Origin of the sequence: Thermococcus barophilus MP, from assembly GCF_000151105.2 — an archaeon.
Lineage (GTDB): Archaea > Methanobacteriota_B > Thermococci > Thermococcales > Thermococcaceae > Thermococcus_B > Thermococcus_B barophilus.
In genome coordinates this window covers 1,917,365-1,940,326 of sequence record NC_014804.1, presented here as the reverse complement: position 1 = coordinate 1,940,326, position 22,962 = coordinate 1,917,365, and the positions used below count along the sequence as shown (strand labels likewise).

At 41.8% G+C, this 22,962-nt stretch carries 20 protein-coding genes; 11 read left to right on the top strand and 9 right to left on the bottom strand.

The genetic code is table 11. From position 1 onward, the window contains the following. Positions 1 to 39: 39 nt before the first annotated feature. From TERMP_RS10660 to TERMP_RS10650, 3 genes are all read right to left on the bottom strand, one after another. On the bottom strand, positions 40 to 1,092 hold the full coding sequence (locus TERMP_RS10660) for an AAA family ATPase (RefSeq protein ID WP_013468424.1): 1,053 nt from the start codon (positions 1,090 to 1,092) through the stop codon (positions 40 to 42). A 135-nt stretch (positions 1,093 to 1,227) separates the two neighbouring features. Further along, entirely contained in the window at positions 1,228 to 4,425 is a 3,198-nt protein-coding gene (ileS, locus tag TERMP_RS10655) for an isoleucine--tRNA ligase (protein WP_013468423.1), read from the bottom strand. 594 nt (positions 4,426 to 5,019) lie between these two features. Further along, positions 5,020 to 5,397 carry a hypothetical protein gene (locus tag TERMP_RS10650; protein ID WP_013468421.1) on the bottom strand — a complete coding sequence of 126 codons (378 nt, stop codon included), beginning with the start codon at positions 5,395 to 5,397 and terminating at the stop codon, positions 5,020 to 5,022. Positions 5,398 to 5,528: 131 nt separating this feature from the next. Here TERMP_RS10650 and TERMP_RS10645 point away from each other — a divergent pair, with 131 nt between their 5' ends. From TERMP_RS10645 to TERMP_RS10635, 3 genes are all read left to right on the top strand, one after another. Continuing rightward, positions 5,529 to 6,722, top strand: a complete 1,194-nt coding sequence (locus TERMP_RS10645; RefSeq protein WP_013468420.1) for a TIGR00529 family membrane protein — start codon at positions 5,529 to 5,531, stop codon at positions 6,720 to 6,722. Positions 6,723 to 6,820: 98 nt separating this feature from the next. Next, positions 6,821 to 7,903 carry a DUF835 domain-containing protein gene (locus tag TERMP_RS10640; RefSeq protein ID WP_048159853.1) on the top strand — a complete coding sequence of 361 codons (1,083 nt, stop codon included), beginning with the start codon at positions 6,821 to 6,823 and terminating at the stop codon, positions 7,901 to 7,903. 108 nt (positions 7,904 to 8,011) lie between these two features. Further along, the gene (locus tag TERMP_RS10635; protein ID WP_013468418.1) at positions 8,012 to 8,629 is read left to right on the top strand and encodes a DUF116 domain-containing protein; all 618 of its coding nucleotides are present in this window, start codon (positions 8,012 to 8,014) and stop codon (positions 8,627 to 8,629) included. Here TERMP_RS10635 and TERMP_RS10630 read toward each other — a convergent pair. Continuing rightward, positions 8,626 to 9,459: a DMT family transporter gene (locus TERMP_RS10630; protein WP_013468417.1), complete on the bottom strand. Its 834-nt coding sequence runs from the start codon at positions 9,457 to 9,459 to the stop codon at positions 8,626 to 8,628. The genes TERMP_RS10635 and TERMP_RS10630 overlap by 4 nt on opposite strands. A gap of 116 nt (positions 9,460 to 9,575) precedes the next feature. On the opposite strand from TERMP_RS10630, the gene TERMP_RS10625 reads away from it, so the two are divergent. From TERMP_RS10625 to TERMP_RS10610, 4 genes are read left to right on the top strand one after another with little or no spacing between them, the layout of a single operon-like run. Continuing rightward, positions 9,576 to 10,109 (top strand): 4Fe-4S dicluster domain-containing protein, encoded by a 534-nt coding sequence (locus TERMP_RS10625; protein WP_013468416.1) that lies wholly within the window; start codon positions 9,576 to 9,578, stop codon positions 10,107 to 10,109. Positions 10,110 to 10,114: 5 nt separating this feature from the next. Then, a complete protein-coding gene (locus TERMP_RS10620) occupies positions 10,115 to 11,989 on the top strand; it encodes an aldehyde ferredoxin oxidoreductase family protein (RefSeq protein ID WP_013468415.1) in 1,875 nt (624 codons plus the stop codon). 58 nt (positions 11,990 to 12,047) lie between these two features. Further along, complete coding sequence (locus TERMP_RS10615) at positions 12,048 to 12,377, top strand: hypothetical protein (RefSeq protein WP_013468414.1); 330 nt, start codon at positions 12,048 to 12,050, stop codon at positions 12,375 to 12,377. Beyond that, entirely contained in the window at positions 12,361 to 12,582 is a 222-nt protein-coding gene (locus TERMP_RS10610; protein ID WP_013468413.1) for a MoaD/ThiS family protein, read from the top strand. The genes TERMP_RS10615 and TERMP_RS10610 overlap by 17 nt, the downstream gene beginning before the upstream one ends. Here TERMP_RS10610 and TERMP_RS10605 read toward each other — a convergent pair. Beyond that, on the bottom strand, positions 12,579 to 12,863 hold the full coding sequence (locus TERMP_RS10605; protein WP_013468412.1) for a hypothetical protein: 285 nt from the start codon (positions 12,861 to 12,863) through the stop codon (positions 12,579 to 12,581). The genes TERMP_RS10610 and TERMP_RS10605 overlap by 4 nt on opposite strands. Positions 12,864 to 12,950: 87 nt before the next feature. Between TERMP_RS10605 and TERMP_RS10600 the strand changes: the two genes are divergently transcribed. The 3 genes from TERMP_RS10600 to TERMP_RS10590 are packed head-to-tail and all read left to right on the top strand — an operon-like array spanning position 12,951 to position 15,884. Next, complete coding sequence (locus TERMP_RS10600) at positions 12,951 to 13,667, top strand: RAD55 family ATPase (RefSeq protein WP_013468411.1); 717 nt, start codon at positions 12,951 to 12,953, stop codon at positions 13,665 to 13,667. A gap of 3 nt (positions 13,668 to 13,670) precedes the next feature. Further along, positions 13,671 to 14,084 (top strand): hypothetical protein, encoded by a 414-nt coding sequence (locus tag TERMP_RS10595; RefSeq protein ID WP_013468410.1) that lies wholly within the window; start codon positions 13,671 to 13,673, stop codon positions 14,082 to 14,084. Positions 14,085 to 14,093: 9 nt separating this feature from the next. Next, a complete protein-coding gene (locus tag TERMP_RS10590; RefSeq protein WP_013468409.1) occupies positions 14,094 to 15,884 on the top strand; it encodes a polysaccharide deacetylase family protein in 1,791 nt (596 codons plus the stop codon). On the opposite strand, the gene cca is transcribed toward TERMP_RS10590, so the two are convergent. Further along, positions 15,881 to 17,239: a CCA tRNA nucleotidyltransferase gene (gene cca, locus TERMP_RS10585; protein ID WP_013468408.1), complete on the bottom strand. Its 1,359-nt coding sequence runs from the start codon at positions 17,237 to 17,239 to the stop codon at positions 15,881 to 15,883. The genes TERMP_RS10590 and cca overlap by 4 nt on opposite strands. A 144-nt stretch (positions 17,240 to 17,383) precedes the next feature. On the opposite strand from cca, the gene TERMP_RS10580 reads away from it, so the two are divergent. Next, positions 17,384 to 18,673 carry an ATP-binding protein gene (locus tag TERMP_RS10580; RefSeq protein ID WP_013468407.1) on the top strand — a complete coding sequence of 430 codons (1,290 nt, stop codon included), beginning with the start codon at positions 17,384 to 17,386 and terminating at the stop codon, positions 18,671 to 18,673. Here TERMP_RS10580 and thpR read toward each other — a convergent pair. The 3 genes from thpR to TERMP_RS10565 form a co-directional block, all read right to left on the bottom strand. Continuing rightward, positions 18,670 to 19,227: an RNA 2',3'-cyclic phosphodiesterase gene (thpR, locus tag TERMP_RS10575; RefSeq protein ID WP_013468406.1), complete on the bottom strand. Its 558-nt coding sequence runs from the start codon at positions 19,225 to 19,227 to the stop codon at positions 18,670 to 18,672. The two genes, TERMP_RS10580 and thpR, sit on opposite strands and share 4 nt — an antisense overlap. Then, the gene (locus TERMP_RS10570) at positions 19,224 to 19,685 is read right to left on the bottom strand and encodes a phosphoribosyltransferase (protein WP_013468405.1); all 462 of its coding nucleotides are present in this window, start codon (positions 19,683 to 19,685) and stop codon (positions 19,224 to 19,226) included. The genes thpR and TERMP_RS10570 overlap by 4 nt, the downstream gene beginning before the upstream one ends. Positions 19,686 to 19,790: 105 nt before the next feature. Beyond that, positions 19,791 to 22,919 carry an adenosylcobalamin-dependent ribonucleoside-diphosphate reductase gene (locus TERMP_RS10565; protein WP_013468404.1) on the bottom strand — a complete coding sequence of 1,043 codons (3,129 nt, stop codon included), beginning with the start codon at positions 22,917 to 22,919 and terminating at the stop codon, positions 19,791 to 19,793. Positions 22,920 to 22,962: the final 43 nt, after the last annotated feature.

Here is a 22,962-nt window from a genome sequence, read left to right as displayed (position 1 = left end):
TACAAAGCTGATACCGTAAGTGACTTACGGGGGCATAAGTTAACCTTTGAGAATTATTGAGACAACAGGGTCAGTGAGATGGTAAGTCTCATCTTTTTCTTCAATCCAGCTCATCTTTTTTAGATTCTTCAAAAGCTCGTGAAGCCTTGGTTCTGGTGTTTTATATCCTTTAACAGCTAAATAATCCCTTATAAGGCTCCATCTGTTGTAGCCAAGTGCTATAGCTTGGAGAATTATCATATACCTCGGACTTCTGCGCTCCAATTCTTTCAGCTCTCCAAATATCAACCCCTTGGCAATTTCAAGGGTTCTCGCTATAGCTTTTTCGAGATTCCGTTCCTTAGTGTACTCAATTCCAAATGTCACAAGCCATCCTGGTATGCCGTCAAGGATCTTAACAGCTCTTTCAAGGTCGTCCTCCAAAATGTCAATGCCAACTTCATTAAAGCCCTTTTTCAGAAACTTAATGGAAGTATTCTTATCAAAAGGCTTCACGTAAACTTCTCCCGCTATTCTCCCATACAAGGGGCTTTCATAGTTTCCAATGTCCAAAAAGTCATGGAGTAAGCCTACTTCTGAACCTGTTAGAACAATTTTCAAACTGGGGAGATTATCATAGGCGTAAGCGAAGAGTGCGAGCAAATCCTTTCCACCTCTGGAACCATAAAACCTCAGATATTGGGCTTCATCAAAAGCCAAAATGAACCCTCCGGTTTTTTCTCCCAATTCATTTAATTCCCTGAAAATCTCACGTAGTGAAAGTTCCTTTGGCTCAAGCTTTAGGAACTTTAAGTCAACACTAATTCTAAATTTTGCGAGAGCTTTAGAGAACAATGATCCGCCGGTTTGAAGCTCTCTGATCAAGTCCTCTCTGGTTATATGCCCTCTTTCTCCGTAAAGCTCCCTGCAGTCTATAAGAACTCCAGGCTTCTCATTGAGATAGGCTCTCAAAATTGAGCTCTTGCCTACGCGTCTTATTCCTAAAAGCAGAGTTAGAGGATATGTTTTAATGCTTTCTTCAAGCTCTTCAAATTCTTTCTCCCTATCAAAGATATCCTCTCTCCTGCTTTTTGGCCTCAGATCAAACAGCACTTACGCCACCATAAGTAACTTACGGGGGCATAAGTTATAAGGGTTTTGGTGCACTTTTTTCTTTTTCAAGCCTCGCCCTTTAGGGCAGAGGAAGACAGTCTTAGATAAACAAATGTGAGAAAAGAAAACAAAAGCTCACTCAACCTTCTCAACTCCAATCTTCGCACTCACGTCCTCCCAATCAACGACGTAGCCTTTTGGCTTCTCGAAGAGCACTTCAACAGCCCTCGTTTCTCTCTTTATGTAGTCAAGCATATCCTTGAGAAGAGCTTTGTTCTCTTCTGTGGTTTCAATGTAAACCTTTATTCTGTCATTGACATCTAAGTCAAGCCTCTTTCTCATCTCCTGTATTCTTCTGACAAATTCCCTCGCAAGCCCTTCCATCATGAGCTCCCTTGTAAGCGTCTTGTCAACGAAGACCTTTCCGTAATCGAACTCTTCACCAACGAGAAAGTCCGGGAGTTGCTCTTCAACAACTATGTGGTCTCTTTCGAGAGTAAATTCTTTGCCCTCAATTTCAACCTTGAGCTTGCCCTTCATGAGCTTTTCATAAAGCTCTCTGTCGTTCTGCTCGTCAATCCACTTGGCTATGAGCTTTGCATCTCCCTTGAAGTGCGGACCGAGCTTTGCGAAGTTTGGTTTGACTTTTATTTCCCTTTCTACCTTTGCAACTTTAACCTCCTTAGCGTTGAGCTGGTCTCTTAAGATTCTGTTCAACCTTTCCACAGCTTTCTTTGTAAGCTCATCCTCTGTCTCTATGAGTATTTGCCTGACTGGATATCTGAGCTTTATCCTTGCTTTTTGCCTCGCTGCAGCTCCTGCCTCGACTATCTTTCTGACTATTGCCATTTCCTTCTCAAGCTCTTCATCCGTGAATTCTTTAACAGGCCAATCCTCCATATGAACGCTTTCCTTTCTGGCAATCATGTTCTGGTAAATAGCCTCAGCTATGTATGGTGTAAACGGTGCCATAAGCCTTAACAGCACATCAAAGACCTTCCAGAGAGTCCAGTATGCAGCCAATTTATCTGGATCGTCTCCCTCAACCCAGAGCCTCTTTCTTATCAACCTTACATACCATCTGCTCAAGTCTTCAACGACGAAGTCGTAGATTCCCCTTGTCGCTCTTGTGAGGTAGAATGTCTCTATTCCGTTTGTAACAGTTTCAACTAAGCTGTTCACCCTGCTTAGAACCCACTTGTCCTCTTCCCTGAAAGGCAACTCTTCTGGATTGACCTTCCCTGGCTCAAACTTGTCAAGGCTCATGTAAGTTGCTGCAAGTATATAGACGTTCCAGAGTATGTTCAACATACGCTTAACCTGAGCCAATCCCTTCCAGCTGAACCTCAGGTTCTCCCAAGGAGTTGTTGCCCAGAGCATGTAAAAGCGGAAGGCATCTCTTCCCTCTTTCTGCACAACTTCTTCTGGCCTTATGATGTTTCCAAGGCTCTTGCTCATCTTGTCTCCTTTTTCATCAAGAACATAACCGTGCATTGCAACGTGTCTGTAGGGAACGGTGTCGAAGGCAATTACGGAAGCAGCTTGCTGGGAGTAGAACCATTTTGTAACTTGATCTTCGCCCTCAACTATGAAGTCCGCAGGCCAGAGCTTCTCAAACAGCTCTTTTTCCCTTGGATAGCCGAGAGAAGCCCACGAGGCTATTCCGCTGTCAAACCACACGTCAAGGACATCTTTTATGCGTTTCATTTCTTTGCCGTTCACCTTTATTATGAAGGCATCAACGTAAGGTCTGTGCAAGTCTTCTGGGCCAAGTTTCTCTTCTATGACTTTGAGCTTTTCTTCATAGCTCTCTGGGAGCTCAATCCTTTCACCGTTCACTTCAAGGGCAACTGCTAATTCGACAAGCTCTCTAAAGCTGCCCACAATGTATATCTCCCCATCCTCACTCTGCCATATTGGCAGCGGAATTCCCCAATATCTTTGACGGCTGATGACCCAGTCTCCGCTGTCTCTGACACCGTTGTCAAATCTTATCTTAACCCAATCCGGATACCATGTAACTTTCTCATCATTTTCTTTGATTATCTGCTCCTTCACTTTACTGACCTTAAGGAACCACTGCTCTGTTGCTCTGAATATGAGAGGAGTCTTACATCTCCAGCAGTGGGGATACTTGTGCTTTATTGTACTTGCTTTCACGAGAAGCCCTTTCTCTTTAAGGTACTCTATTATCTCTGGGTCTGCATCCTTGACGTAAACGCCTTTCCACTTGCCCTCAACGTATCTTCCTTCATCATCCAATGGGGAGTAGACTGGCAGTCCATATTTTCTTCCAACCTCAAAGTCTTCCTCACCATGGCCTGGAGCAGAGTGAACTAATCCCGTACCTTCTCCGAGTGTTACAAAATCACCAAGAATTACGCGGTGAGCCCACTCGTATTTTTCCCTAAACTCCTTTTGCCTTGGATACTCCTCAAGGAATATGTGGACATATCTAAGTCCCTCAAGGTCCTTTCCTTTAAACTCTTCAACAATCTCTCCTTCAACCCCTATCTCCCCAAGGACTTTATCCACAAGGGCTTTTGCAAGATACCAGTACTCCTCTTTGCCATCAAGTTCGACCTTAACTTTAGCGTAATCATATTCCGGATGTGCCGCAACTGCGAGATTAGCTGGCAGAGTCCATGGTGTAGTTGTCCAGATTAGGAGATACTCATTCTCCTTACCTTCAAGCGGGAACTTGACATATATGCTTGGGTCTTCCCTTATCTTATACTCTCCCCTGACCTCATGCTCTGCCAAAGCTGTCTCACATCTTGGACACCAGTGAAGAACCCTCATGTCTTTCTCAAGCAAGCCCTTCTCCCAGGCTTTCTTAAGGGTGAACCAAGCTGATTCAATGTACTCATTCTTTATTGTCATGTATGGATTGTCCCAGTCCATCCAAACGCCGAGCATCTTAAACTGCTCGGTCATTATCTTGAGGTTTCTGAGTGCAAATTCCCTACACTTCTTTATGAAGTTATCAACGCCAATTTTCTCCTCTATATCTTTCTTTATCTTCAGTCCCAAAGCCTGCTCTACTTTAACCTCAATTGGAAGACCATGCATGTCAAAACCTGGCTGTCTCCTCACGTTGTAACCCTGCATTGTCCTAAATCTTATTATCATGTCCTTGATTATCTTGTTCCAAGCTGTACCAAGGTGTATGGCACCGCTGACGTATGGCGGTCCATCTAAAAAGTAGTATTTTGGCCCATCAGCTCTGCTCTGCTTTACCTTTTCGTATATGTTGTTTTCAGCCCAAAACTTCTCCATCTTTTCTTCCAATAGCTGGGCGTTGTATTCTCTAAATTCTGGTTCCTTTATCATGGTAAAACCTCCTAAAGTTTATAGAACAAACTAAGCTAACAGAACAGCCCAAGTTATCATGGGCGAAATGCAAAGCTGAGGATAAATAAATCCCCCCTCATGGGCATCGCACCATTTTTGTGGAACTTTACTTATAAGTTTTTTGGAAAGTTGAGTGTTGATCCCAAAACAAATTTAATTAACTTGCATGCCAAAATATTTTTGGTGGGGACTGTTCTGTAGATAGTTAAAAGTGTAAAATTCGGCATTTTTGTTTTCCGTAATTTTTAAATAGTTTTTGGAGTTTATTTTAAGGTGTCATGACAGTCTCCGATATGTGGGGTTTGTAAGCCCGAATGGAGACGGAAAACGGAAGATGTGGGGAGTTTCCGTTCCCCCCGAAAGCCAGCCGATGAAGATAGGAGGCTGGAAGGTTAGCCGTAACGGGGCTTACGAACTTCAAGACAAAAGCTACGGCTAACCAGAACGGAGGATTTCTCCTCATGGTTAAAGAGTTAGCACGAAATGCAATTGTTGAAAAAAGGAAGAACTTGAAGCAAAAAGAACTTTTCGTTCCATAAAACAGTGATAAAAGAAGGAATTGGGATGTTATAACTAAGCCTTCTCCTCAATCTGCCTTTCTTCTTCTGGCTCTCCCTTCCTCCGGCTTTCGTTCTTAATAACCTGAATTACATAGTCAATGAACTTTCTAACTTCTTCAAGCTCTTCATCTGGTATGTCTTGAATTTTCTTATTTTTTGTCTTGTAAGTGAGAAGCTTGAGCAATGCTAACCTTCCTAAAGCCGTTTTTGTGCTTATCTCCCCTTCTTTCCAGTCTCTCCAAATTGCGTTAGCTATACCATAGAACTCAGGTATGCTGTCCAGCCCCGGATCACCGTAGTCAATGACTTCTTTTCCTAAGTATTTGTACCTCCTTTCCTTTTCCTCTTTTGTAAACTCTTTAGTTTTTTCCTTAATATACTGATGCACCATTTTTATCACCTCCTCCTCAAACTTCGATCTAAATGTTTATTAACTTTTTGTTGTTAAAAATTTGATTTCAGATAAGCTTATAAGGGATATCTTAGATTTGCATCTAAACATTAATACACTGGTGAGAATGCATGATCGAAGTACTTAAACTGCTCATAACATTCGCCTTCGTAATAGCTCTTATTCGCTTAAAGATCCATGTAGGAGTCTCAATATTTGCTGGCTCAATTTTACTGGGAATTCTTTTTGGTTTGACGCCATTGGAATTCACTAAAGCTTTTTACCACTCTTCAACTTCCTGGAGCACAGTAAGGTTAATTTTAATTATCGTATTCATAATGGCAATGACAAACGTCTTTTCTCAGATTGGATACCTCAAAGACATGGAGAAAGCTATCAAAGAGCTTTTTCCTAAAGCAAAGTACTCCCTTGCAATGCTCCCCGCTCTGATAGGCTTAATGCCAATGCCAGCAGGTGCTTTGGTTTCAGCTCCAATGATCGAGGAAGTCGCAAATAAGCTCAGCTTAAAGCCAGAGGAAAAAACTCTCGTAAACTACTGGTTTAGGCATGTGTGGGAGTTTTCTTGGCCAATGTATCAGGCAATAATAATCGCATCGGCAATCTTGGGAATAACTGTTAGAGAGTTCAGCACCAAGATGTTTCCGCTGACGATTCTCATGATTCTCATCGGGTACTTCTTGATCTTACGTCCAATTAAAGATGAAAGCACCAAAGAGGGTAAGAAGAATGAAGGAGCAAAGCTCCTGCTGAAGACGACCTATCCTATTTTGGTGATAATTTTGATTTCTATTGTACTGGGCTACGACATGGTCTATGGTGCTTTTATAGGCCTTATGTCAGCATTGATGCCACACTTCAATAAGCTCAACAAAAAAGAAATTATAAAACATGCATTTCAGCCAAAGATAATCTTTCTCCTTTTGGCTGTCATGTACTTCAAATACCTTTTACAAATCACCAATGCAGTTGAGGCTCTACCTAAAGCCATTCTCGAGCTTAACCTGCCAGTGGTCTTCGTTATAATATTAACACCCTTCATTGTGGGTTTAATGACAGGAATAAGCTTTGCTTATGTAGGAATGGCATTTCCACTCCTGCTCCCCTTCTTTACGGGGTTTGATAAGATAGCCCTTGCATATCTCAGTGGTTATATGGGAATGCTGTTCAGCCCTGTCCATCTCTGTTTAGTTTTCTCAGCCGAATACTATAAGGCAGAGCTGAGAAATGTATACAGAAAGCTTTTAGTTCCCGGGACAATTCTTTTTACAGTGGGAGTATTGTACACCCTCCTCCTGGGGCGATGATTTAACTCCGGAAAACCTGAGGGGTGATGAAGTCCAGCCCTAATGAGCCGAAATTGTTTAATATCCTAAAGTCGTAATAAGTCATTGTGAGTGGTAGTATGGATAAAATGTTTCTCAATATGGGAAGAGGGCTTAGTCTGGTAATAAAGCTTATCGCAGCGTTGTATCTGCTTTATATTGCAAGAACCAGGGACAGAAAATCTGCTTTAATCTGGGGATTAGCATGGCTCTCTGCAGCACTCTCAATTTTGTTTGACATTGCTGGAGTTAACTATCTAAACTCGCTCTTTGAAGCACTCTTTGCATCGCTGCTTTTTTGTGGGGTGCTTATGATCATAAACGAAGAGGCATTTTACTTTTTCACTCCAGGCTTTTATTACGTGGCCTCAGTGCCCTTTATAATAACCCTCTATCTGATTGGGATCATGCATTTTGGGGAGAGATCTGAATGGATGATGACCATTGGAGTTCCCTACGGACTCTCTGGATTCTACATACTCCTCTCTGGAGTTCTTATACTCCCTTTCTCGAGGGTATACCGCAAAAAGGCAACGTTTCTTGCTATTTCCCTTATTTTATATGGAGCACATGAGATGGATTATCCCATTCTGAGACCGGTTTCATGGTTTGCTCCCATAGGGTTCTTATTAGGTGCCATCTTTACGTTTATGGTGTCCTATTCCGTAATCCAGTTTGTGAGAACCGAGAGATTTCAAGAATTCCCAAGGAGAAGAAAATATGAAAAGTCTGAAGGAGAGATAGAAACCGGGGTCTTAATTATAGGCGAAGAAAAATACAGGGAGATAAGAGAAACACTCCAGAATACTAAAGTTCTTGCTTTCCTAAGAGATTTATCAAATGTCCCGGGAAGGTGGGAAGTGTATTTCATAACTCACATCACAGGAAAAGACTTCAAAACGATATCCCCCACAAATTTAGCAAAAATGGTGGAGCTTGTAAACAGATATCTTCGCAGTATGGCAGAGACCGAACAGAGAGGAATAATAGTCATTGACTGCCTTGAATACCTCATAATGTACAACAGCTTTGAATCAATTGTCAAGTTCCTCAGTTTGTTGAGAGATTTCGTTTTGATGTATGGTGGAACCTTGGTACTTGTGACAAATCCATCAGTATGGTCAGAAAAGGAGTGGGCACTGCTGAAGAGGCTTTTGAGTTAGTGTACCCTCCCCGACCGACCCCCGGTCATTTATCCCGGAGGTGTGAGTGGGGAGGGCCAAAAGTTTATATGCATGGAGAAATTTAAGGCTTTTCACATGGTGATGGCGATGAGCTTAGAGAACACCATAGCCAAACTCTTCGCTCTTGGGGCAGATTTAAGCACAAGAAATGCAGTGAGAATGGCGCTTTCTCTCATAAGTGAAGACGAAGAGCTCACGGATCAAATCTACGTTGAGCTTAAGAATAAGGCGTACAAAGAAGATTTTGCAAAGATACCTGCTGAAAAAAGAGCTGTTTTCATACCTCAATGTCTAAGAAATATCAAAGAATGTCCTGCAGAATTTGATAGCTATGGATGGAAATGCACCAAATGCGGTAAGTGCGTAATTGGAGACATCATAGAATACGGAGAAAAGCTTGGCTACAGACAGTTCTACATAACCCCCGGGGGAAGTCTGGTTAAGAAGATCCTCAAAGAGAAAGTTCCAAAGGGAGAAATAAAAGCTGCCATTGGAATAGCGTGCTGGCCTGAGCTGGCAGAAGCTGCAGAAAAGTTGGCACCTCTAAAGATCCCCCTTCAAGCGGTTCCTCTGCTGAAGGCTGGGTGCATAAACACTATTGTTGATATTGAGAGGGTTAAGGATGTTCTCAGGATAGGCATAGCAGATGGCAGAGAAAAAGCAGAACTTTCTGCAAGCATGGTGCGAAAACCTGCTGTAAGCTAACCTCTTTCATTTCTTATCTCGTTCCATATTGCTCCAAGTATAAGGGCAGCACCCACATAACCCTTTAAACTCAGAATTTCCCCCATTGTCAGGAATGCAGATATATGTCCAAATATCGGCTCCGCTGAATAAATCAATGCCGCTCTGTGAGCCTTAGTTTCTTTCTGATACTTGATTTGAAGGGTGAAGGCAATTACCGTGGCAAATACCGATGTATAGAGAATGCCCAGCCAGGGGAGATATCCAGAAGGATACCTTATGCCCTCAAAGATGACAGAATATACCAACGAGAACATAAAGTTCCAGAATATCTGCCAGAAGGCTAAACTTAGGTAATCTCTCTCCTTGAATTTCTGAACTAAAACTATCTGAAACGCAAAAGAAAGTGCACATAGAACTGTTAGCAGATCTCCTTTGTTGAACCTTACACTTGCCCCAGAGATTAAATAGAGCCCCATAACTGCAAAAATTAACGAAACAAAATCTCTAAGCTCAAGTCTATCTTTAAGAATAAAGTAAGCAATGAAGGGGGTAAAAACGACATAGAGGGATGTTATAAAAGCTGAGTTAGATGCAGTTGTATATTTTAAGCCAATAATTTGAAATCCATGTCCAAAAAACAGCGTTATGCCCAAAATGAAGCCCTCTTTAATTGTGTCAGTCTGCAAAACCCTATTTCTGAATATCAGAAGCATCAGAAGAGAGGCAATACCAAAACGATATGCTAAAAAGAGAATCGGGGAGACATAGTCAAGACTGACTTTCATTGCTGGAAATGTAAACCCCCATATTGCAGTTATTCCCAAAAGTACAAGTTCTGCCTTTTTCATCAAAGCAGCCTCCGGGCATCTTATATAAAGGTATTCTTTAGATTTCAGTTTAAACGCTCTGATTTACGTAAGGAATATATACCCAATCCGCATAAAAACATTTTCAGGTGTTGCCAATGAGCGAAGAAGCAAAAAGTGAAGAAAGGATATGGATACTCATAACCCCCGATAAATGCAGCGGCTGTAGGCTGTGTGAGGTTGCATGTTCTCTTGAGCATGAGGGCATAATATGGCCCGAGGCTTCTCGCATAAGGATCTACGAGCTCTTACCTGGTGTGAACGTCCCTCACACATGTGTTCAATGCCCCGATTATCCCTGCGTCAATGCCTGCAACTTCGGTGCACTGACTGTTGACGAAAACACAGGGGCAGTTCTTGTTAACGAGGAGAAGTGCACAGAGTGCGGAGCCTGTGTTTTGGCATGCCCAGGGAAAGTTCCAAGAATTCCGGCAGGAAAGGGCAGCGTCGTTATCTGCGATCTATGCGGCGGGAATCCAAAGTGTGTTGAAGTCTGTCATGAAGCTGGTCACGACGCTCTAACGCTTGTTAGAGGCAACTACCGCTCAATATACAGGACATTCGCAAAAGAACCAGTTGAAAAGAGCATGGATTTAGCGAGAAAAATGTATGGAGAAGAGTTTGTGAGGTGAATAGAATGTACGGCTATACTGGAAAGCTCATTGATGTTGATTTAAGCAGGGAAAAAATAGAGGTTGTAGAAATTGATGAAGGGATACTGAGAAAGTTCTATGGTGGAAGAGGATTAGGCACTTACATCCTCTGGAAAGAGCTTGGAGAAAGATGGGAATATGTTGACCCTCTTGGTGAGGAAAACCTTCTGCTCATTTTGACGGGACCTTTAACGGGTTATTACCCCGGAATAAAAACTGCCGTGGTATCTAAGTCCCCAGAAAGCAATGGTGTTGTTGGAAGTGTTCTAAGCAGTGAGGTGGGAATCGAGCTCAAAGCTTCTGGATACGACGGAATAATAATCAGAGGAAAAGCGAAAGAGCCGGTTTATCTTTTCGTCAATGATGATACAATCGAAATCAGAGATGCAAGCAAATACTGGGGAATGAACGGTGTTGAAGTCGTTAAGACATTAACAAAAGATGTTCATGAAGAGCTGAAGAAGAAGGAAAAGCTCAAGGGTGTTCCAAAAGAGCCAGCAATTATGTATATAGGCAGAGGAGGAGAAAACAAAGTCCGCTTTGCTGCCATAATGGCTAAGCTGATGCATGCTGCCGGATATGGTGGTTTTGGGGCTGTTATGGGAAGCAAAATGCTCAAAGCAGTTGTGGTCAAGGGAAGCAAGGCTTTACCTCAGGTTTATGATAGAGAGAAGTTCAAAACCATGCTGAGGGAATTTCAAAAGGAGCTTTTAACGCTTACAACGTTCAGACAGTGGGGGACTGGGGCTGGCGGTTACAGTGTTGGAAAGGATCGCTCAAGCCAGCCGGTAAAGAACTGGCAAGAGGAGTATCACGACAACGAAGAAATCAGTGTTGTTAATTTTGAACTTAAAGCATGGATAAAGAAGTACTGGGCAGACTACGGCTGCCCAGTTAACTGCATGAAGATATCCTATTTGAGATATGGTCCCTATAAAGGCTCAATCACAGATGCCCCCGACTATGAACTCATGGCATACATGGGAACCAATTTGGGAATCTTTGAGCCGGAAAAGATCGTGTATCTATCTTATCTGGTTGACGAATACGGCCTTGATGGTATAAATGCCGGTAACGTTTTAGGATTTGCCGCTGAGCTATATCAGAGGGGAATACTAACAAAAGAGGATTTAGGCTTTGAGCTTAAGTGGGGAGACGAGAAAGCGTTTGCGAGACTTCTTGAGATGATCGTAAACAAAGAGGGAATAGGAAAGATTCTCGCCGAGGGGACTTATAGAGCAGCATTAAAGATAAGCGAAATGAAGGGTTCTGATGCCCTCAGATATGCAGTCCACGTGAAGGGAATCGGTGTGGGAGCACATGGAATAAGAAGCGATCTGGATTACACCAAGGACATAAGTTACGCCGCATCTGTTCAGGGTGGGGATCACACAGCAACCGCGGGTCTTCCCGCGAGAAGCTATGAAGGCGAATTAGTTAATGCATTCTATGACTCCGCTGTGATATGCATGTTCGTCACAAAGCCAGGATTTGAGCGTATTTTGGAGTTTGGAAACGCTGTTACTGGCTTTGATCTAACTCCAGAGAAGTGGTTCAACGAAGCAGGCTTAAGGATAATCCATCTACAGAGAATCCTCCTCTTGCTTGGAGGGCCAGATGTCTACTGGGATCCAAGAAAAGATGATGACAATCCACCAAGATTCTATGAACCCCTGCCAAGCGGTCCGGTGAAGGGGAAAGCACCAACAAAAGATGACATTAGGGGGAAGCTCAAGCAGTATTACCAAGAGATTGGCTACGATGAAAACGGTATTCCGAAGGAGGAAGTCTTAGAAGAGCTCGGTATAGGAGAGGCTAAGAGAGAAGTTAAAAGAATCAAAAGGCGTTTAGGGCTTTAACTTTTGGTTTAGAAAAGACTTTTATTCTCTCCCCTTTTCCCTTTCAGTGGTGAGAGTTATGTGGAGAGAGCAGCTTGAAAAGAGAGGATACCTTGAAAACGATGAAATACTAATTGAGCTTACAATTGGAGGGGAATGCGGAGAATATCTGCCGAGTTTAGCACTCTATGACAAAGCAACGGATACTTGGTATTATTTTGATAACGATATCCCTCCGGGTATGACTCAAGAGGAAGCCCTAAGAAATGCAGTTGAATTTTTTGAGAGGATTGTGATAGGACTTGAAAAGCCAAAGCTTAAGATATCCCCAATAAGAGAAGCGCCCAAAGAGGTTTATGAAAAGTTTGAGAAGTTTTTGCAGGGGTTGAGGAATGAAGGTGAAGATTAGGCTGTATGGAGAGCTCGCATTGAAATTCTCTCCAGAATTCGAAGTTGAAATCGAAGAAAATTTAACGGTTGGGGATCTGCTTAAAAAGCTGAAAATAAGCGATCAAGAATACCATATACTCGTAAATGAGAAAAAAGTCAGCAAAGACCACAAATTAAAGGAAAATGACTACATAAAGCTTTTACCGGTGGTTTATGGTGGCTAACCTTCCCCTAATCCTACATCCTCTCCAAAAGTTAGGGTCAAGTACAGGTCAACCTTCCCACTCTCAATATTCTTGATGATCTCCTTTTCAAGTTTTTTAAGTTCTTTTTTGCTAATCCTCTTTTTGTCGGAAAGCCGCTTAATTGATCCATCTCTCCTATCATACACGATGATTTCTTTGTCAATTATAATTGGGACGCAGTTAATTGGAATTCCATAAAGCTCTTCAGCATAGCGCATTTTTGATGCGAGCATATCCAAATATTCAAGTAGTTCACTCATTTTATTCCACCACAAAAGCTTAAATACTTTCGTTCTTAAAACTTTAAGATGATGTTGGCTTAACTTATATTAAATGGGGGGACTACTATGCATACCTCTCACATAACAAGGATTTCTACTGGAGTTAAAGGTCTTGATGAGCTTATTGAAGGAGGATTAATCCCCGGGAGAGTTTACTTGATTACTGGACCCCCTGGTAGCGGCAAAACAACCCTCGCATTTCATTTCTTATTGGAAGGTGCCAGACATGGAGAAAAAGGCCTTTATGTTTCATTAATTCAAAAACCAGAAGACGTTGTTAAGGACATAGCAAAATATGACCCCTCCATTTTTGCATATATAAAAACTTGGAAAATAATACTGTATGACTTGGGACCAGTTCTCTGGAGAGAAACAGAAAAAGTTCCAACATGGAGCAGTGTCCTTTTTAGAATCAAAGAGCTATCAGAGACAGAAAAAATAGATAGACTTGTGATAGATCCCGTAACTGCCATTGAGTTTTCAGTATCAAACCCAGCAAGAAAAAAAGCCGAGCTTGCCAGGTTCATAAGGGCAATTGAAGATTTAGGAATAACGGCATATTTGATAGGCGAAATGACAGATATGGACAGATATACCGAAGAGCATTACCTCACAAGTGGAGTTATCATGATGCACTACTTCATGCACAAAAATAGAATGATAAGAGCAATTCAAATACTAAAGATGAGAGGAACCAAGCATGATATGGACATGAAAAAAGTCATATTCTCGGATAACGGAATCATAGTCTTTAATAAATCTCCCTTTGAAGAAGAGGTGTAGCTCTTGATAAAAAAAGAAGAGATATTAAAAAAAGCATACCAGCTGGGATATTTTGTAGGATTTTATGGACATACTGAATGGGTAAGATGGATATCCAAAGAGAAGGAGCAGATATACTCAACAGCAAAATCTCTTGGGATATACGAGGAAGTGAGAAAAGCCTATGCTTTAGGAAAAGATGATGGGACAAAAAAAAGAGAGGAACTCCTTCAAAAAGGTCTTTCAATAGAGCCTCCAGAAGACCAAGAAGAGATAAAGTTTATACTCGAAGATTTTATGAAAGAAGAAAAAACCGAAAAGCATTATTTACACTTTCTTAAGCTGAGCAAAATAACAGCTAAACCAGAATTTTTAACAAATACGGAACTTACTAAAAAGCCCAAATTCCTTAAATTGCCAAGATTTATAAAAGAATAAGGTGGTATCATGTTCCAAAAATTCGGCTATCACTTTCACGCATACCAGCCGGGGGATATAATCTACATTCACGACGGTTCTGGATGGGATCCGATAAAATACTCCGAAAGATTAAGCCCTGTCTCACTGGAGATCAGAGACATAGAGGTCAAAGGGAGAAACTGGACAAGGGCAGTCATTAAAGCCTACGAATATGTTGACGATACTCTTTTACTGCTTAGAAAAAACAGCGTAAGTGTTGACTTTGAGCCCTTCACACTTTACATGATACTTGAACACAAGCCAAAGATTTACTCCCAGATTGTAGAAACTCTACAGAATCACGTTGAAGTTGTTCCCACAGTACCATTTCACCCGATAATGCCGCATTTGAGTATTTTTGAGCAGGAGATTTTAGCCAAGGTCTCCTTTGACTTTTATGAACCTTTTATAAGAGACAAAAGCATTGTCGGATTCTGGCTTCCTGAAAATGTCATAACAAGGAAAACCGCAGGAATCATTACCGAAGCAACTGAAAAAAAGGTTGTATTTCTACTTGATGAGAGGCAGTTCATAGGTTTGAATATACCGCAGGCAAAATACTCATGCAACACATACAAATGCGATGGAAAAACTGCCTTCGTGTTCGGCAGGGATCACCAGCTGAGCGATGCTTTTGCGTTCAACACACTGGATGCTGAGGGACTCATAAGGGCAGTTTCTGAGGGAAGAATCGATGTCTTCAAAGAAAACAGCGGCATTCCCTATCTGGTGTTCCTCTCAAGCGACCTGGAAGCTTTGCTCAGCAATCCCCAGCAGCTTGACAAGTTCCTAAAATGGATCAAGGGACTTGAAGAGAGAGGCGTTGAGGCCGTTAATGCAGTTGAATTCGTTAGGAAAAAGGTGAGCGGGGAATACAGATGCCTCCACGGTGAGTGCAGTGAGCAGTTTAAGATCAATGTTAAGGACTACTCAAGCTGGAGCGATTACTATGATCTGAGCATAGATGGGAGAACAGGAGACATGAGGTGGACAGGGGTCAGGAGGGAGGATAACAAAGTAATACACCGGTGGTATAAGGGGGAAAAGGTCTCCCAGCTTTGGAAGTTTGCATTTACAAAGCTCTTCCGCGAGCTCAACAGAGCAGTTCGCTTTGGAGTTATGGATCTGATTAAAAAGTACTCACGTGCTGATAGCAACAGCATAAAGGAGTTCTTAGTTAGATATGCCAGAATATTTTTCCGTGAGCATTACGAGTACTTCGACATGGACACAAGCGTTGACTATGTTACCGAACCAGTGAAGGATGCAGATCCTGCCCTCACCTTGAAGCTTGGAAGGATTTACTACATAATGCTCCTGGCAAATCATTCATGCCCAAGATTCTGGGAGAACATAGACACACGGGTAACCTTTGGGAACGTTATAGCCATAAGCAAAGCCCTGATTGAACTGATAGAGCTTTACATGGAAGAAAACAGCGAAAGGGCGAACTTCTTACTGCTTGAATACATGAAGCTGTTGGCATTTCCACAGCTCTACTACGATTATGATCTGTTCAGAATGAAGGGACTGGAAGGTTGGGAGACAAGCGAAGAAGCATGGTTTGCCTCGCTTAAAAGTGAAGTCCCCAACAGCAGGTACAACGTCGTCACGAGAGCAGCGTTATATGCAGCAAAAGAAGATCTACCAAGGGACATTCGGAGTGCAATAGAAAGTTTATACGACTTAAAACAGGCAGTCGCTGATACAGGACACATTCCGGGGGAGGTTCATGGGAGATGGGAGAACAAAGAATGGTGTGAGCATAGAGGTGTTTAGCCTTTTAAATTCCATTTTTCCCTGCTTAAGAACAGATACGCCTCATCGCTTAGCTCTGGAGGAACGAAGTTAATTAAGATGTCTGCCTGCGTTATATGTTCCTTAATCTGCTTCCCCAGAGAAACTTGGTTCTTCTCTAAGAGCTCTCTGATAGCATCAACTATACTCTCCTCTACCACTTTCTCTGAATATAAACGCTTTCCACGAATCCAAACTTTTTGATTCTTTGAGTAAAACCTCAGCCCCCTCTCCGTAAAGAACTCCGGACCGGGTTTAATCCCAATTCTTGGCTTTTCAGTTCTGTCAACTTCGAGCATTATGAAGGCTTTATTTTTGTAGCCCCAGTGAGCCTCAAATACTTTAAAGCCTCGAAGCTCTAAGGCTTTCATAAACCCTTTTGCGCTTTTTTCAAGCTGAGGCAAAAGCAGATCATCGATTAAGTCCGGCTTCTCAAAGAGCAGAGTTACAAGCTTTGTTTCTTTTTTTCTCAAAAGCTTTTTGTAGTCCCTCTTCTGCTTCTGCCTTGGGAAAAAGAACTCTCTTGAAGGTTTCTCTAAAAACTGCTTGGCTTTGAAGTAGAAAATTCCAAACTTTTCCCAGCTTAAAGCTGAAGCAACGTTCCTCCTTGGATCAACTGGGTCAATTATTATCAACGGGACATCAGCATCAGCCTCTCGCTTTACAGTTTTCATTGCTACTTCCGGCTCTTTCTTCAGCCAGCCTTCCAAGTCAATGATCTTTTGCCTGAGCATGAACTCATGATTCTCAAGAACATCAAGAAATGAGCCGTACTTTATTATCAGGAGCTCTGTGAGATATCCCGAAAACCCCTTAACATAGATCTCGCTGCCATAAACATTAATACCCTTGAAGAACTTCTTCAAAAGCCTAACTTCATCATTTCTGCCATTTAGATGCTTTAAAACCCATTCCGTGTGGAGTATTGAGCGGTCAACTGCTGTCCTCACATCCCTCCAGTTCCTTACACTATAACATGGCACCAAATCAACTTTAAATCCCCTGTAAAATGCTCTAACATATGGATGCTCAGCATAGGCGATCTCATATTTCCCAAGCTTTTCCCCAATAGCCTTTGCAAGCTCTAAACCTTTCTCTCTCAGCTCACTCAATGGAACTTCAAGAGGGAAAGCCAAAAAGAGATCAATATCGTGATCTCCAGATAGGTATGTATCCTTGGCTAAAGAACCAACGAAATACGGCTCAACATCATAATCAAAGACGGCGATTATCTCTTTTGAAATACCTTCAACTTCTCTTTTTATGCTCTCAACAAGTTCCCTTTCTTCCTCACTTGGCTTGATTTCCTTAAGAACTTGGTTTAAAAGCTCCTTCATTTTCACTTCACCCTTACCCCCTTACTATGTGCTTGTTTTTGCTGACCTTTCTTTAAAGTTGCTGTCTCTTCCTCTATAAACCTGATACTTTAGTATCAAAATATTTATATATTATTTGATACTGCAGTATCAATTGTGATAAAAATGGAAGAGCTGATAGGATTTCAAAACCCATGGTGGCGAGATAAAAAAGCTATTTATGAGGATGAAAAGGTTAAAGAGGCCTTATCAAAGAGAAATCCTATAGGATACACATTTGAAAATAGGAACAAGATAATTGTTGGTCCAAGGCAAGTTGGAAAGACCACATATTTAAAACTTACAATCCTTGATCTTATTGAAAGAGGAACCAACCCAAGGAGTATTCTCTACTTTTCTTGTGATTTGCTTAAAGATTACAGAGACATAGTTGAAATCCTGAAGTTCTTCTCAAGAATGCAGAGAGGAAAGAAGTTTGTGTTCCTTGATGAAGTAACATTTGTTGAAGGCTGGGAGAGAGCGATAAAGTTTTTCCTTGATTCTCCTCTAAAGAAGGATACCACCCTTTATATAACTGGCTCCTCATCCCTTGGCTTGAAAAAGGAAAGCTTTCCTGGAAGACCAATAAAAGTTGAGGAATTTCTGCCATTGAGCTTTAAAAAAGTTGTTGAGTTATTAAATCCAAAGATTAAAAGAGAGTTAGAGAAAATAACATTAGAAACTTCTCCTAAAATCCTTTATGAAAATGCCTTAGAGTTATACCCCCACATGGATGAACTCTTTGAAGCATTTTATTTTTACCTATCATCTGGAGGTTATCCAAAATCGATATTTGAGCTACTTGAGAGTGGTGAAATAAGCCCAGACACATATGAAATGATTTATAATGCGACAATATTTGACGTTACAAAACTTGGGAGAAGTGAAAGGATAGCACTTTCAATAATTTTAGGTATTTTAAAGAGATATGGAGAGAAGTTTTCTCTAAATGCCCTTTCAAAGGAAATGGAAATAGGTTCGCATGTAACCGTTAGGGAGTATTTGGAAATATTTGAGGAGCTCTTTATTGGGAGGAACTATTTTCAAACAAAGCCAAACTTAATGACACCGCTTTTCAAAAAAGAAAGAAAGTTCTACTTTTTGGATCCATTAATTTTGGAAACATTTTCAAGGAAATTTGGGATAGAAGTTGAAATTGCAAAAAAAGTAGAGGGAATTGTGGGAGAGCACATAAAGAGGAACTTTGATACGTATTTCTTCCATAATGCAAAGGAAGTTGACTTTGTAACAAAAGATTTTGGTGTTGAAGTGAAATGGCAGAATAAAGTTAAGCCAAGCGATTTCCCAAGGGTGGGAATAAAAAACAAGATCCTTTTGTCAAAAGGCAAGCTTGACTTCATTGAAGAGAGGAACCTCGCAATAATCCCTGTGCCCCTGTTCTTAGTCCAGCTCTAATCCCTAAGCTCAAACCTTGCCAATGTTTCATAAATTGGACCTTTTGGAGTTAAGGTGCTTTTCTTCAGCTCAATTGCATCAACTCTGAAAATACCAAAATCTTCATTTGCCAGCTCCTTTAAAACAACGGCAAGCTCAAGCTTGTCCTTAACAAACTTCACCCTTCCTATTGTCACATGAGCAACAAAGTCCTTATCCTTTTTAAAGCCGAGCTTTCTCAGCTCCCTTTCTATGTCGCTGGCTATACTTTTTATGATCTCATCGCCTTCAACACCAGCCCAGATTACCCTGATGTAGTTCGGGTTTGGGAACACACCAATTCCTTTGACTCTGACATCATGCTTCTTGTATTTTGCCGCTATTTTCTGGAGAATTTCCTTTATTTCCTCAGCCTGCTCCCCAGTTATTTCCCCCAAAAATTTAAGGGTGATGTGAAGATTTTCAGGCTCAACAAACTTTATCTTGGCAGCCTTTGTTCTTGCAATTTTGTCCTGAGCTTGAACAAGCTTTTCTCTAACGCTGTCGCTTATGTCAATGGCTATGAAAGCCCTCATTCCCGCACCACCACCGGGAACTCTTCCCATGGGAAGACTATCCACTTGTCAGTCCTAAACACGTAAAAATCAGGCACGACTGAAGTCCAAGGCTTCATAGCTAAACATGCAACCTTTATTTCCTCTGCCCCCAGCTTCTTAACCTCGTTTATAACCACTTCCAGCGTTTTCCCTGTGTCGCTGACGTCATCCACAATAACGACCCTCTTGCCTTTTAAGTCCCCGTGTATTGGAATTACCACTTTTGGCATCTCTGCATGTTCGCTGATATCGGTGTAGAACTTCACGTCTATGACTTTGAGCTCTATATCCCCCAAAATATGGCTCAACCTCACTGCTGGGATTAAACCTCCTCTCGCTATTCCAACAATGACATCAGGCTTGTACTCCCTAAGCTTATCAGCCAGTGAGAATATTGCCCTATCAACCTGCCACCATGTGAGGTAAACCTTATCCATATTGCCACCTCCTTGATAAATGTAGAATCGCACAAGCCATTTAAAAATTCAGCGTTTACAAATTTTTGTAAAAATCATAACAACCCCTAAAATAAAAGTAAAAAATCACGAGATGACGCACTTGCTCCAGCCACAGTTCTTACAAACTTCACAGCCACTTTCAAAGACCGTTGGAGCTCCGCATACTGGACAGACACCGCTTTTTGCCTCAGCTGTTTTAGATTGAACATGCTGATGGGTGACGTCGATGTCCAAGCTCAGATGGAGTGAGGGCTTGCTGACATCATTCTTTCCGTTTGTTCCGTTAAGTATTGCCTCAACATCAATAAATCTCCTGAGCCATGGCTCCTTTTCGACAATCTCCTTCAAGATGCTCTTCGCATATTCACTGGGCTTTGCTGGAACCCTCTTCTTCTTTTCACCCTCAACGCTGTAAACCTGAACGCTCAGTGAGCCATCTCTGTAAACAGTCACACCCTTACAGCCCAGCTTGTATGCTAAAAGATAGGCAGCTTTAACATCCTCAACCGTTGCATCATTTGGCATGTTTATGGTCTTGCTCGCACTATCGGTCAGCCAGAGCTGTATAGATGCCTGAGCCAAGATGTGGTCAAGCCAGTGAACATCCATTGCCGTGACAAATACACGCTGCATGTCCTCTGGAATTTCCTCAAGCCCTTGAACTGAACCGTAGTTGTTGCTTATCTTTGCCAGCAGCTCATCGCTGTAAAGACCTCTCTTCTTGAGTTCAGCTTCAAAAACTGGGTCAACGTAGTAGAATTCGCCAACAGTTACGCTCTTCTTGTAAACAAGGGCAAATATCGGCTCAATTCCGCTCGAGGTATCCGCAATCATACTAACGCTTCCTGTTGGTGGGCAGGTTGTGACCATTGCATTTCTAACTCCATACTTCTTGATTTCTTCAGCAAGTTCATCCCAGGGTAAATTCCAGATTTCTCTGTGATAGAATCCTTCAACTGGGAGCTTTCCTTCTGGATAATCGCTCTTATCATAGAGTGGGAATGTTCCCCTTTTCTTCGCCGCTTCAACAGAGTATTTGTAAGCGTAAAATGTGAGATACTCGGTAGCTTTTCTCATGAAGTCAAACCCTTCCTTGCTGTTGTAAGGAATGCCGAGCTTGAAGAGAGCATCAGCTAAGCCCATCATTCCAACGCCTATCCTTCTGGTCAGCTTGGTGTTGTAATCGATTTCTGGAAGCGGAAACTTGTTGACATCTATGGAGTTGTCAAGGTATTTGGCAACTTTTTGAATGACATAGGCATATTCGTCCCAGTCGAAGTACGGCTTTCCTTCGTCGTCGTATTTTACGAACTTTGCAAGGTTTATGGAAGCGAGATTGCATGATTCGTACTCGTAGAGGGGCTCTTCTCCACAGTTTCTGCTAATAATGCTATTTGCAACATATTCATGAACTTCTTTCATTGTGAGTGTATAGACGAGTTGATTTCCGACAGAAGCAACTTCCACTACTTTCTTACAACCCTCTTTGAACACTTCGATGCAATCACCAACTTTGATATTTTTGAGCTCAATGTAATTATCTCCAACTTTTACCTTGTGTTCCTCATCTCCCGTTAACTCGCGACCATCTTCAAGAACGATTTTTATGCTTGGCTTGAAGCCAACTTTCCAGACATATGCTTCCACGGGCTTACCATTCGATGCAATCACCTTAAATGGCAAGAGATATGCATATTTCTCAGCTCTCTCTCCAAGAGCCCCTTCATCAAGTACCTCAAGTCTGTCGATATTAGCTTCCTTTGCCAGCTCAAAGAGCTTCTCTATTTCAATTTCCCCCTTTTCAGTGAGAATCCTTGTATCTCCAACAACACATGGATTGGTTGCCCTTATCTTCTGTCCTTTAGCTTTCTCGAGAACGTTCCTCCTGTTGATTACGTCAAAGAACACGACGCCTGGATCGGCCTTTGCCCATGCCATGTAAGCTAACTCTTCAAAGAGGGCTTTTGGATCGACTTCCCTAACTTTCTTTCCAGTCCTTGGGTTGATTAGCGGATATTTCCTGCCTTCTTTCAAAGCCTCCCAGAAGTCCTCCCAGATGCCTACACTAATGTTAAAGTTGCTCAAAACGTTGGTTCCGATGTTTTTCTCCTTTGCATGGATGAACTTCTCAATGTCCGGATGCCATACTTCAAGAATTCCCATGTTTGCCCCTCTTCTCACTCCTCCCTGCTTTATAACGTCGCTAACGGCATCTATGAGGTGCATGAACGAAACAGGGCCACTGGCTGCTCCTGTTGTTGTTCCAACTAAATCTCCCTCCGGGCGGAGCTTTGAGAAATTGACTCCAGTGCCTCCACCCATTTTTTGTATCATTGCAACATCATGAGCTGCTTTCATTATGCTCTCCATATCATCCTCTATTGGGACAACGAAGCATGCTGATAACATTCCCAGAGGTCTGCCCGCGTTGATTAAGGCTGGAGTGTTTGGCATGAAGATTTGATTAGTCATCAAGCGGAAGTACTCCTCAATTTCCTTTTCGTACTTATCAAATGCACCGTCTTCAAGCATCTTAACGATCTCATCAATGCTGACTTTCATCTGACCTTTTTCTGCAAGCTCCTGATAAAGTGAAAGAAATCTCTCGAAATGGTATTTATTTAGTTTAAATCTTCCAATGCTCAACTTTTTATCAAATTCGTCAAGATGCTCCCTATAATAATCAACCCTCTTTAAATCTTGAGCAAAGCCTCCCTCCTTAGAGAAAACCCTATCGTCATAGAGCAGATCAGGGATTACAGCAAGAATCGCAACTCTCTCAAACAGCTCACGGGGGCTTTCAATTATTTTTCCTTCTTCATTCTTCATAAGGTATCTGCTGGCCAAAACCCTTAGGGCGTTGATAGAAAAGCGCTTATCAATTTCATCCAGCTTATCTTTGTTGAGTATCTTCTTCTTCTCCTCTCTGATCTCTGCCTTTTTCTTTCTGTAAAGGATATAAGCCTTAGCAACGTCAAAGAGACCGTTGCGCATTAGCTCAAGCTCCACAATATCCTGAATATTCTCAATGTGGGGTATCTTTCCATCATATAGCTCATTTATTCTGCCAACGACATCTTTGACCACTTTATCTAAAAGCTTTTCATCCCTTACCCCAACTTCCCACATTGCCCTTTGTATAGCCCATCTTATACGCCCTTCATCAAAAGGAACAATTCTTCCATCTCTTTTCATCACTTTTTCAACTGCCATATGAACACCCCTGTCATATTATTTAGCGTTATTATGTGTATTA